The 12,748-nt window shown below is 59.2% G+C and carries 7 protein-coding genes; 3 read left to right on the forward strand and 4 right to left on the reverse strand.

Features of this window, described 5'->3' with window-relative positions; genetic code table 11:
• Positions 1–99: 99 nt before the first annotated feature.
• Positions 100–846 (forward strand): helix-turn-helix domain-containing protein, encoded by a 747-nt coding sequence (locus tag HMPREF2787_RS07255; RefSeq protein ID WP_016422973.1) that lies wholly within the window; start codon positions 100–102, stop codon positions 844–846.
• Between the two features lie 6 nt (positions 847–852).
• On the opposite strand, the gene HMPREF2787_RS07260 is transcribed toward HMPREF2787_RS07255, so the two are convergent.
• Complete coding sequence (locus tag HMPREF2787_RS07260) at positions 853–1,554, reverse strand: YigZ family protein (protein WP_371441144.1); 702 nt, start codon at positions 1,552–1,554, stop codon at positions 853–855.
• Positions 1,555–1,683: 129 nt separating this feature from the next.
• On the opposite strand from HMPREF2787_RS07260, the gene treZ reads away from it, so the two are divergent.
• Positions 1,684–3,600 carry a malto-oligosyltrehalose trehalohydrolase gene (treZ, locus tag HMPREF2787_RS07265; protein WP_070858901.1) on the forward strand — a complete coding sequence of 639 codons (1,917 nt, stop codon included), beginning with the start codon at positions 1,684–1,686 and terminating at the stop codon, positions 3,598–3,600.
• Here treZ and HMPREF2787_RS07270 read toward each other — a convergent pair.
• The 3 genes from HMPREF2787_RS07270 to dnaE all read right to left on the reverse strand — a co-directional run bounded on the left by HMPREF2787_RS07270 (position 3,597) and on the right by dnaE (position 12,293).
• A complete protein-coding gene (locus HMPREF2787_RS07270) occupies positions 3,597–7,277 on the reverse strand; it encodes a hypothetical protein (protein ID WP_070858902.1) in 3,681 nt (1,226 codons plus the stop codon). The genes treZ and HMPREF2787_RS07270 overlap by 4 nt on opposite strands.
• A gap of 106 nt (positions 7,278–7,383) precedes the next feature.
• Positions 7,384–8,679 (reverse strand): threonine ammonia-lyase IlvA, encoded by a 1,296-nt coding sequence (ilvA, locus tag HMPREF2787_RS07275; RefSeq protein WP_049190440.1) that lies wholly within the window; start codon positions 8,677–8,679, stop codon positions 7,384–7,386.
• Positions 8,680–8,735: 56 nt separating this feature from the next.
• A complete protein-coding gene (gene dnaE / locus HMPREF2787_RS07280; RefSeq protein ID WP_016422978.1) occupies positions 8,736–12,293 on the reverse strand; it encodes a DNA polymerase III subunit alpha in 3,558 nt (1,185 codons plus the stop codon).
• Between the two features lie 243 nt (positions 12,294–12,536).
• Here dnaE and HMPREF2787_RS11080 point away from each other — a divergent pair, with 243 nt between their 5' ends.
• Complete coding sequence (locus HMPREF2787_RS11080; protein WP_016422979.1) at positions 12,537–12,701, forward strand: hypothetical protein; 165 nt, start codon at positions 12,537–12,539, stop codon at positions 12,699–12,701.
• Positions 12,702–12,748 lie beyond the last annotated feature (47 nt).

The raw sequence follows: 12,748 nt of genomic DNA on the forward strand, positions 1-12,748 counted from the left end.
TTCGGGAAAAATTTCTACAGCTATAGCAAACCTGCTAGATATTCCTATTTGGGTAGGTAATTAACACAATGGCGTAGGTTGATTGCTAGTGTTAGTCCTATGACAGAAACTGTCCGCCCCCGCCACCGCATGGTCGACCGCGTTGCGGCGATCCTCGAACTCGTTGCGCGCTCTAACGAAGGTCTAACCCTCACTGACATCGCCCACACGCTGAACTATCCGCTCAGTACCACGCAGGGCCTTGTCAACGGTCTGACTGTGACAGGTTACCTTGACGAGTCCAACAAGCGTTACACGCTCGGCATGGCGCCGTTTCTGCTCAATGTCATGGCCGGTCGTCGCATGGTCAACGTTCCGACGGCTGAGCTCGAGGCGATTCACAACGAAACTGGCTTGATTACCGTGCTGGCACTGCCGGTTGGTGGCAAGCTTTTCTACCTCAAAACCGTCGGTGAATCCATGCGCTACCAGTACCTGACGGAGAACTTCCTGCCGCGCTCGCTGTTGCGCACCTCTGCAGGTTGGGTTTTGATGAGTCGGTTTGAAAAGCGCGAACTGTGGTCCTACCTGAACTCCGCGCGGCCGGAAGACCAGGTCTATGTGGATGATTTCCTCCGCCAGGCCGGGGAAATCGCAGAGACCGGCGTCTGTGCTGCCCCGGGTATTGCCGAAGGCGGTGGCGTTGACGGTGTCTCTATCGCAGTGGAGGAAGACGGTGCTACTGTCGCGGCAGTCTGCGTCTTCGGTCGGCCAGAAAAGATTGCGGAAAATAAGGACGAGCTGGTGGAAATTCTCAAGCGCCATCGCGGCGCACACAACGGCGAGGAATCCCCGAACCAGGGTTAGTGGCTGTTAAGCGCGCAGCTCCCACCAGATTTCGCCACCGTCCGTAGACGGCTCGCTAGCTCCCTTAGTCAGCGCCTGCATTTCGCCGTCAAGCTGGGCAATCCCATCGGCAGTCACCGCGATGGAAAACTCCACGTTCTGGCCCCACCGCGTTTCCACGATCTCATAACCACGAGCACGCAATTCCGCTTCGATGCGACCGGCATCTGCGGCGGAGACACTCACTACTCTCAAGGCTCTTTGCACGCGCCGCATGCGCGTGACTTTTTCTAGACACTCTGAGACCGAATCCGAATAGGCCCTCACAAGCCCACCCGTGCCTAATTTGATGCCGCCAAAATAGCGGATCACTACGGCGGTGACATTCGTCATTCCAGAGCCCTGGAGCACATCGACCATTGGGCGCCCTGCCGTGCCGCCAGGTTCACCGTCATCTGAGGATCGCTCCACCCGATTCCCTCCGACGACCTCATGAATGTATGCGCTGCAGTGGTGGCGAGCATCCGGGTACTCCGCCTTGGCCAAATTGATGACCTCTCGGGCGCTGTCTTCGTCGTCAGCACGCGCGATCCACGTGATGAAGCGAGATTTCTTAATCTCGATTTCATTCGTGACGATGTCACCGCCGGCGGGGACAATCAGCTCGATGTCGCGCTGCTTCTGCGTCGCTTCGGTCGAAGTGGATGGCTCGGTGGTCATAGTGTCCATTGTTGCGTATGGGCTTCGTGCACACCCAATCACCGTCGCTCGCTACTATCTCGACTTCACCTTGGACTCACCTCAAATACGCGGTGTTCGAAAACGGTTCCCCTGTGCCAATCCGCTGACTGACCTACCATGGTGCCCATGAGCAACTACCGAGTCTGGGCCCCGTACGCTTCCGAAGTCCGTCTGCTGTTGGGCAATCCTGACGCGCCAGCGATTTTTGATATGCATCCAATCGCTGACGCCACCGATGGCTACGGCGCCAACTCTGGTTGGTTTGAAGCTGATGTGGCTCGTACACCGGGGGATCGCTACGCATTTTCGCTGCGGGCACATGCGGGATTCGGCGCGCCTGACGACGAATCGGGGGACGGCTCCTCCCCTGCTGTCGGTGACTGGACAATACCGCTGCCAGATCCGCGTTCCCAGTCGCAGCCGGATGGTCCGCATGGTTTCTCCGAGGTCGTTGACCTGGGTGCCTATAAGTGGAAGGACTCGGCCTGGTCGGGCCGGATTCTGCCAGGAGGTCTGATTTATGAGCTGCATGTGGGCACCTTCAGCGATTCTGGTGATTTCGAAGGTTTGGTGGAACATCTAGACCATCTGATTGAGCTGGGGGTAACACATATTGAGCTGATGCCAGTGCAGCCTTTCGGTGGTGACCGTAATTGGGGCTATGACGGTGTGTCCTGGCACAGCGTGCACGAGGGCTACGGTGGCCCGCGGGGTCTACAGAAGCTGATTGATACGTGCCACCGAAAGGGTTTGGCTGTCATCTTGGATGTGGTCTTTAACCACTTTGGTCCAGACGGCAACTATGTGGGATTTTTCGGCCCCTACACCGCTGGTGGTTCGACGGGTTGGGGTGAGGTTGTCAATCTCACTGGCGACAACTCTGATGAGGTGCGTGCGTATATTTTGGATGCAGTGCGCCAATGGCTGGTGGATTACCACGTCGACGGTCTTCGTCTGGACGCAGTCCATGCCCTGCATGACGAGGGGGCATTCCACATTCTGGAGCAGATGCAGGTTGTCGCAGACACTGTCGCAGCCGAGACTGGTATTCCGCGTTCTTTGATTGCAGAGTCCGACCAGAATGATCCGCGTTTGGTCCGCCCGCGCGCCGCTGGTGGCTTTGGCCTCAACGCTCAGTGGGATGATGACGTCCACCATGCACTGCACACGCTGGTCTCTGGCGAGGACCACGCCTACTACTCAGACTTTGGGTCGGTGGAAGCGCTAGCTAGTGCTTTGGAAACTGGCTTCTGGCATACGGGCACAATGTCGACGTTCCGTGGTCGCACTCATGGTCGTCTCTTCGACCTGTCTGTACAGCCCATGCATGCTTTCGTAACGTACACGACCACACATGATCAAACGGGAAACCGCGCTGTCGGTGACCGTCCGTCGATGAACCTCACTCCGGCGCAGCAGGTTTTAAAGGCAGCAGTTATCGCCTGCAGTCCTTTCACCCCGATGCTCTTCCAAGGTGAGGAATGGGGCGCCTCTACCCCGTTTGCTTTCTTCTGTTCCCATGAAGATCCGGAGCTGCAGCGGCTCACGCGCGAGGGACGCCTACGTGAGTTTGCCCGTGCCGGGTGGGATCCGAAGGAGGTATCCGACCCATCGGATCCAGAGACCTTTAACCGCTCGAAGCTCAATTGGCAGGAGGTCTCGGAGGGCTCGCACGCCACTATTCTGGCGGCCTACCGCGATCTCTTCGCGCTGCGGAAGTCCCACCCGTCGCTTCGCACTCCGTGGTCGGCATCTGTGGTGACTGAGTATGACGAGGACAATCGTTGCCTCGTCGTTGTGCGCAGCCAGGATGAGCGCGAAATGGGTGCCCGAAACTCGGATGCCTTTGAAACTGTCGCTTTGGTGGCGAATTTCTCCGACGCCGAAACCAGCGTCAGCCTGGATTCCGAGTTCGGTTCCGCCCACCTGCTACACACTTTTGAGGACGCAGCAGCCAGCATCGTCAATGACGAAGCTGCTGGTCCCGAAATCTCGCTTCCAGCGTGGGGCTACGCTGTCGTCTCGCTCAGCTAGTCAGCCGGATTTTCAGCCTCGGTGTCGGACTCTTCCTCATCCGCCGCACCCGACTCGGGTGCTGGCCACGGCAACTCGGTGACATCACCGTGGAGGACGTGAGCCACCAACGCGTCTGCGATGAGAATATCGCTCATCACCAACGTCGGAACCAGGTCCGCCAGCTGAGCCCACATCGGAATCAGCTCACGGACAGCGGCGACACTGGCATCAGAGTTCTCAGCCTGAGTACGAGCCAATACGCGGGCAGCCACTGCAATAAGCAGTGACGTTCCCGGCACCAGAGTCCAGTGCAGCGAAGGATTATCCGCATCGATGCCGTCGAGCTTGTGGAAGCGCACATTGACCGCCTTGCGCAGTCGTGGAGACGCCTTCGATACCGTCTTAAACAACACTCGAGAGGCGGCGGCAAGCTGGGTCATGACACCGGATTCCACAATCTCAGCACGATTGCGTACCACTTCGTAGATTGCGGTGAAGCGAGCGTCATCGTCGGTCAGCGGGCCCGGGACCATGCGGTAAGGATCAAAGACCTGCGACAGAATAGCGCTGGCCTGTGCTTCCGGCAGCGAGGTAATCTGCACCGAGCTCTGGTCGATAGTAGCGGACTCCAGGGTGGTGTCCTGGCCGCTGGCAGCAATGTCCAGCAGTCCCTGGCCACCAGTTGTGCGCAGGTAGTCCAGCTGACGAGAACGGTCCACGCTCTCATCAGTGAGATCCGCCAATGCTGCCAATGCACCGAGCCACGGCACACGGCGACGCCCCGGCACTGGCTTAGTAGCGCTGAAGTCTCCCAGCACGAGTCCGGAGGCGATAAACATACCCGGCTGATCGTCGAGCGCGATGACTGAACGGTTCAACGCTGCCAGACCGGCGCGTGGTTCGGCACACAAGATCGCACCCAACCTAGGTGCGGCCAGCAGCGGATTCGCCTGCGCCATGTCGGTTGCACGACCAGCCCGCAAGGTCGCCAGTAGCGTCCACAAACGTGCGAGCTGATCCTGATTTAGCTCGCCCCACAGTTCCTGCGCGCGAGCAACGGAATCGGTGTCCTCGCCATCGAGGTCGATAGCCTCTGCATCATCGACATGATTCAGAATGGTCGACCCGGCCGCCGGCCACTGCGGGTGGCGTTCCTTTTCCACACCGAGAGTCACCTGCGCGACGAATGGGCCGAGGCCGCGGAGTTCGGCGGGAAGCTCGCATTCGCCCTCTACGACTTCCAGGGCGACGGGTTCGCGCCACGGCTGACCGGCGGCCCAGAGCCACAGGGTCATCGGCAAGTGCGAAACGTCGTCAGCGACATCAACCTCGATGATGTCAGTGGCTTCATCGTTGAAGGCAATCTGGCGGATGGCATCGCGGGAGGAAGCCTCCACCAGTGGTACAGACAGGCGCTTCCGTCCCGTCACACGTGTCCAGTCCAAACTGATGCGCAGGGCCTTCAGCAGGGAGATACGGTCGGCAAACTTGCCGAACTCCGCGTAGCCAGTATCGCCGAAACGCTTGATGGGGACGCGACAGATGTCGCGCTCACCGCTGGAAACTGCAATATGCGCATGGCGCAGCTCGCCCGGGGCATTGACGACAATCTTGCCGAAGGCATCGACACGCTTCGGGCGGGTGACCAATGTAGTGGTGCGGCGGGCGACGGATTCGTCGGCAAGCGGAACCTCAAACTGCAGCGTTCCTGGCGTGACCTGCAACTGCAGCCATGCGCCCTCCTCGGTGGAAAGCTCGACGGTACCTGTGACTTCGTCCGCCCCGAGGCGCACGATAGCGGGCTCGGCGTCAAGCGGCTTGTCGCCGGAGACAACGCGGATGTCAGCGGGGCTCAGACCGTCGATGGTTGGGATGCGGAAGCCGTCACCACCACCGCTGTAAGTGATCGTGAGGTCCGCCTGCTCCGCAATGGCGAAGTGCTTCTGGAAGCTGCGGCCACGCGGATTGACCAGGCGAACCACGAACTCGCCGACCCACGGATAATCGTCATCGGTAAGGATCTCAACCTCGCCACCCGCGGCGGGCACCTCGAGGTCATAGACCATGACGGAATCCGTGGTAAACGCACCATAGCCACCAAAATCGGTGACGATGGCGCGCCAGGACTCGTCCTTACCGGACAGCGTCGGCGGGAACACAGCGACCGGACCACCGGCGTAAACCGGGGTGCCGTAGGCAGACACCGTGCCGTCGAGACGCGCGTGGGGCATGGTCATTCGCGGTTGACGCTGCGGTGATGCCGAGCGAACCTCGCCTGCCGCCCCAGACCGACGAACCTGAACTGCATGAACATCGCGAAGATCGATCTCAGCGACTTGCCACAACTCCCAGTTAAATGGGCGCGGGTCCGATAGCAATGGCACCTCAGCACCCGTGACGGGGTCAACGAGCGTGGCATCAACCGGGTAGACCACCGTAGCGGACGTCGAGTGTAGCGAGACCTTGTCTGTGACCGACTGACCGTCGGCACCGAAAATGAGAATCGGGTCCTCAGTGCTAATCGCAGGGACTCGCCAGTGCTTCTCATCGCCGATTTCCACCAGCACATCGCGCACCGGCTCATCGATGGTCACCACTGGACGCGGCAGCGAATCCTGCAGGCCCACCACCGGCGTCGTTGCTACCGTGCCGCCGAAGGTGACACGCCAGGTCCGTCCCGCCGGATCCAGCGGCGTCGGTAGCTGTACGCCAACGGTCTGCGTCAGCTCATCGAAGTACAGCTGCGGGCGGCCGGTCGTTGCCACCACGCCCACGGCTTCACGACGATTCGCAGTACCCGCCGGACGCATACGCAGCTCTTCACGCGCAGCGGCCACCAGAATAGGCGGCAGCCCCGCATCGAGCTGGCCGAGTTCTTCCCGAGCCTCCCAGTTGGCCGGATCAGCGGCGGTGGCAATGGCATAGCCGAGGGTTGCCTTAAACAACTTGTGCGCCTGACGAGGTGCCGTCCTGGCCAACTGACGCAGCGCCAGCGGGTAGACACCATCTTCCGCCTCTGCGATTTCGGTCAGCAGCTCCTCGAGCAGCGGATGAACCTTCGACAGCGCCTGTACCAAGTCATTTGATGAAGGGTCGGATAGCTCCGATACGCCCGCAAGATCCTCACAGCGCTCGATAATCAGTGGCATCACTGATAGCTGCACACCCGCGTGCAGAAGAAGCACCTGCGCTGCCCGCTGCAGCGGATCCGCGTCGGCCTGGCTGCTGTCGACGTCGTTAGGCAAACCAGCATTGGCCAGCATTGTCGGCACTGCGGCGGCGAGGTGCTCGATGAGCGCGCCGGTAGTGTCAGCGTCTGGATCCAGCTGCAGAGCGGCTGGCCAGTCCAGCCACATTTCGCTTGCCGACGCAACACGCGCGGCGCGTCCTACCAGCGAGGCAAGGGTGACCAGCGGGTGATTGTCAACGACACTCTTCGCAGCTTCAATATCGGCAGCAGTACCACCCACCAGATGATGGGCCAGGAGCGTTCCCAGGAAGCGGTCGATACGCTCAACCTCGTCCATCGCCAGCCCTGACCAGACAAACAGTGGCTCAACTTTGGCCTGTGTGGCGGATTCCAGCAGACCCGGAATCCGGGTGGCCAGGTCCTGCTCTGCGGCAGCCAGCCACATTTCGACAATCACGGTATTTTCCACTCGGACACCCTGGTCGACACTGCTTGCCCCAGTCATAGTGGGTGGACGCTCCCCTTCGCTACAAAGCTTGCTCGAAAAGATTCATTTAATTAACGGAGCTGGGAGGACTTCCTCGGAGGTTTCCCAGCTGGACCCAGCAAGTCTAGGTCAAAAAGTCATACTCTGGTGTGCCGGGTACCAGTCGGCGGCACTTCAGCGGCGAGGCATCCATGCGCGCCAGCAATTCCTCGAGGTCAGAGGCACGACGTAGCTCAATACCGACAAGAGCCGCGCCAGTTTCGCGGTTGTTGCGTTTGAGGTACTCGAACTGCGAGATGTCGTCATCCGGGCCGAGAACATCGCTGAGGAACATACGCAGCTGGCCGGGCTTCTGCGGGAAGTTGACCAGGAAGTAGTGCTTGAGGCCGCGGTAGACCAGCGAGCGCTCCATGATCTCGGCATAGCGCAGCACGTCGTTATTACCGCCCGAGATGATGCAGACAACAACCTCGTCCGGTTCAAACTGCATCTGCTCCAGAGCTGCCACAGACAGCGCACCGGCCGGCTCAGCGATGATCCCTTCGTTCTGATAGAGATCCAGCTGCGCCTCACAGACCGCGCCCTCCGGCGCAATCATCGGATGAACGCGGTTGCGGTTGGCCTCCAGGATGTGCCATGGCAGGTCACCGAAACGGGCCACCGCGGCGCCATCGACGAACGGATCGGTGTGCCCCAGCGTAATCGGGCCATTGTTCTCCAGGGCTGCGCGCATGCAGGCCGCACCCGCAGGTTCCACACCCATGACCTGGGTGTTCGGCGACATATCCGACAGGTAAGAGGTGACACCGCTGAGCAGACCACCGCCACCGACCGGTACGCAGATGGTATCCAGAGTCAACCCCTGACCGGAGAGCTGCGCAATAATTTCAGCTGCGACAGTGCCTTGTCCGACGATGGTGTTGAAGGAGTCGAATGGCTCCACCATGGTGGCACCAGTGCGCTGTGCGTCAGCACGCGCCGCAGCGGCGGCCTCATCGAAGGAGTCCCCGACAACGACAATCTCAACGGCATCGCGGCCGTGGTAAGCGATACGGTCGCGCTTCTGCTTCGGCGTGGCATTGGGCACATAGATGCGCCCCTTAATACCCAGCTGGCGGCAGGCATATGCCACGCCTTGAGCGTGGTTTCCTGCAGATGCCGCAACGACGCCTGCTGCTCGCTCTTCGTCGGTAACCTGAACCATGGCGTTGTAGGCACCGCGAATCTTGTACGAGCGCACGTCCTGGAGGTCTTCCCGCTTGAGGAATACCTTTGCACCGGTGATTTCGGAAAGACGTGGGCTGAACTGCAGCGGAGTGGCCGCAATAACCGAAGAAATTCGTGCCTGCGCAATCTGAATATCGGCCGCGTGAACAAGTCGGCGTTCGGTCTGGGAAGCAGGCACAGAATTCTCACTCATGAGCTATGACTCTACTCGGTCATACAACCGGTTGCGACAATCAGGGCCGCGATAAGCTACCCCAAAATGCTGGCCCCAATCGTCGCCTTCAGATCACCAATCAAGCTGGCGTCCCGGTCGACCCGCAAGTGCTCGCCGAGAACCAAAGTGGTGTGGGAATCGCCGTCGACAAGCTTGAGGTAAACGTCGGAGTCGCCTGGGTTGTCCAGCAGTACTGACTTCAGCTTGGCAATCATCTCCGGAGTGCACTGATCAGTGCGCATGGTCAGACGCAGCGGCGCCGAAGTGGAGCCATTGCGACCAAGGTCCGGCAGCTTCAGGTCATCACAGACCACACTCATGCGGTCATCGCGGTACTGAACGCGGGCACGAATAAGCACGATGGCGTCTTCAGCAATGCTGGTGGCAATCATCGCGTAGGTTCTCGCAAAAGCCATAACTTCCACGCGCGCGCCGTTGTGGTCCTCAATACCGATAATCGCCCAGGGCTGGCCGTTCTTATTCACGCGACGGTCAACGCTAGAGACAATGCCACCAATAGTGATTTCGGTGTTGTTAGCGACTTCCCCACCGACGACCGTGGTCAAAGCGGTATCGGTCTGCGCGGCCAGCGATTCTTCGAACCCATCGAGTGGATGACCGGAGACATAGAGGCCCAGCATTTCTCGTTCCAGGGTCAGCTCGTGCTTGCGATCCCACTTTTCATCCGGCACACGGATTTCAAAGATACTCTCCGATCCGGTGTCCTCTTCCCCACCGAAGCCCGCAAACAGGTCGAACTGTCCCTTGTCTGCAGCCTTCTTGGTCGACAGCACCGAGTCAATGGCCTCTTCGTGAATGAGCGCAAGGCCCTTTCGTGGGTGCCCCAGCGAGTCGAAAGCGCCGGCCTTAATCAACGACTCGGTGATGCGCTTGTTACACGGCAGCGTCTCAATCTTGTCCAGGTAGTCCGAGAACGACGTGAACTTGCCCTTCTCCTCGCGCGTCTTCACAATCGACGCGACCACATCATGGCCGACGTTGCGGATAGCGCCAAGGCCGAAGCGAATATCCTCACCGACCGGCTCGAAGTCCATACCCGACTCATTGACATCCGGCGGCAGCACCTTAATGCCAAGGTGTCGACAGTCCGACAGATAAATAGCCAGCTTGTTCTTATCATCCGCCACCGAGGTCAACAGCGCCGCCATGTACTCAGCGGTGTAGTTGGCCTTCAGATACGCGGTCCAGTAGGACACCAGGCCGTAGCCCGCCGCGTGAGACTTGTTAAACGCGTACGAGGCGAAGGGCAGAATAATATCCCACAGCTTCTGGACAGCATCCTTAGAGAAACCATTTTCCAACATGCCGCCTTCGAAGTTCACGAACTCCTTGGCCAGCACCTCGGGCTTCTTCTTACCCATGGCCTTACGGAAACCATCTGCTTGGCCCGCGGTGTAATTCGCCAGCTTCTGCGAGATCTTCATGATCTGCTCCTGGTACACGATCAGGCCGTGTGTTTCTTCCAGGATTTCTTTCAGCTGCTCATCCAGTTCCGCGTGGATGGCGTTATAAGGCTTGCGACCATTCTTAATATCCGCGTAGTCAAAGTGCGCGTTCACACCCATCGGCCCCGGACGGTACAGCGCCAGCGATGCCACGATGTCGTCGAAGCCCGTTGGCTGCATGCGTTTGAGCAGCTCACGCATTCCGCCACCATCGAGCTGGAACACACCGAGGGTGTCACCGCGCGACAGCAGCTCATAGACCTTCGGATCATCGGTCTGAAGGTCATCGAGCAGAACTGTCTCGCCTCGGTTGGACTTGATGTGCTCAATACAGTCACCGATAACCGTCAGGTTTCGAAGACCCAGGAAGTCCATCTTCAACAGACCGATAGCCTCACACGCCGGATAGTCCCAGCCAGTGATGATCGCGCCGTCAGCCTGTCGCTTCCACATCGGGATGTGATCCAAGAGTGGCACCGACGCCATCACCACGGCACAGGCGTGCACGCCGGTCTGCCTAACGACGCCCTCGAGGCCACGAGCCGTCTCGTAAATTCGAGCCACATCCGGGTCGGTTTCAATAAGCTGTCGGACCTCGGCGGCCTCGCCGTAGCGAGGGTGCTCCGGGTCGACGATACCGCTCAGCGGAATGTCCTTAGCCATAATCGCAGGTGGCAGCGCCTTAGTAATGCGGTCTGCAATCTGGTAACCCGGCTGACCGAACTGCACACGCGCCGAGTCCTTCAGAGCCTGCTTGGTCTTCACCGTACCGAAGGTGACCACCTGCGCCACCTTGTCTTCGCCCCAGCGATCGGCGGCGTAGCGAATCATTTCATCGCGGCGGCGGTCATCGAAGTCGATATCGATATCCGGCGCGGACGGACGCTCTGGGTTCAGGAATCGCTCGAAGAGAAGACCGTGCTCAATCGGGTCGATATTGGTAATCCACGTCGCGTATGCAACCAGGGAACCGGCAGCGGAACCACGCCCCGGACCGACCTTGATGCCCACCTCACGGGCATGGCGGATCAACTCCGCAACGATAAGGAAGTACGACGGGTAGCCCTTACCGTCAATAACCTCAATTTCGTACTCCGCGCGCCGGATGTACTCCTCCGGTACCTCGCGCCCTTCAAAGCGCTTGCGCAGCCCCTCCATCACGTTGTGATGCAGCCATGTCGTCGGCGTCTCCCCTTCCGGAACGTCCGCCTTCGGCATGCGATCGTGCGGGTGCTCCTCCCACAGCTCGTCGTAGTCCTCGACGCGCTCTGCGATGAGCAGCGTGTTATCGCAGGCACCCGGGACTAGATGATCCCAGGTCGCACGCATTTCTTCGGCGGACTTAATAAAGTAACCGTCACCGTCGAACTTAAAACGGTCCGGGTCATTGAGCGTCTTACCCGTCTGCACACAGAGCATGGCCTCGTGAGCCTTGGCCTGGTCACGGGTGACGTAGTGGCAGTCATTCGTAACCAGCGGCGGCAAGTTCAGCTTCCGGCCAATCTCCAGTAGTTCACTGCGCACACGGGTCTCGATATCCAGCCCGTGATCCATCAGTTCAAGGAAGTAGTTTTCCTTGCCGTAGATGTCCTGCCACATACCGGCGGCCTGCAGAGCCTCGTCGAACTGGCCCAGACGCAGACGCGTCTGCACATCACCCGACGGGCAACCAGTGGTCGCGATAATGCCCTCGGCGCGTTCTGCCACCAACTCGGCATCCATACGCGGGTACTTACTAATTTGTCCCTCATACGATGCCATCGACGACAGGTAGAACAGGTTCCGCAGACCCTGCGCATTCGCAGCCAACATGGTCTGGTGCAAGTAGGAGCCACGACCCGAGACGTCGTCTCGACGCTGATGCGGTTCACCCCACTGAATGCGCTTTTTATTAAAACGGCTCTCCGGCGCCATATATGCCTCAATGCCGATGATTGGCTTGATGCCCTTGGACTTCATCTGCCGATAGAACGCATTCGAGCCAAACATATTGCCATGGTCGGTGACACCGACCGCAGGCATTCCCTGTCGCGCAACCTCGTCGGCAAGCAAATCAATCTTCGCCATACCGTCGAGCATGGAGTACTCGGTGTGATTGTGGAGGTGCACGAAGGAGGAGTTAGCCATGAGTCCAGATTGTAGACAATCCCCCGGACTGAACAAGATTCCTTCGAACACCCAAAATGAAGCAGCCCCTTATGCCTGCACAGTTATAGCTAAAGACGTGTGCAACATCACTCTTACTTTTCCTTTACTTTTCAAAACCAGTTGACAATACTCGACATCACAGTTCGTGAGGAAGTCCTCATATTTCCTCGCGGCCACAAAGAAACGCACTGCCCTCGAGCAAGGAACCAAAGGAGCAATACAGTGTTCGCACCACTTTCCGATGGCCACTTCACCTACTTCCCCAAGCCCGAGCTGGACGAGGTTCTTGCGACCATCGACCGCCGCCCAGTTGCCGCCGGCTACCTCATCGATGGCGATGTCATCACCTCCAACATGGATGCCGCCCGCTACAGCTGGCTGGTCTAAAAGGGCGCAGACCTGGAAAATTCTGACTTTCTTTTCAAAATCAAAGA

This window comes from Corynebacterium sp. HMSC061H03 (assembly GCF_001838215.1).
In the GTDB taxonomy this organism is placed as follows: domain Bacteria; phylum Actinomycetota; class Actinomycetes; order Mycobacteriales; family Mycobacteriaceae; genus Corynebacterium; species Corynebacterium jeikeium_D.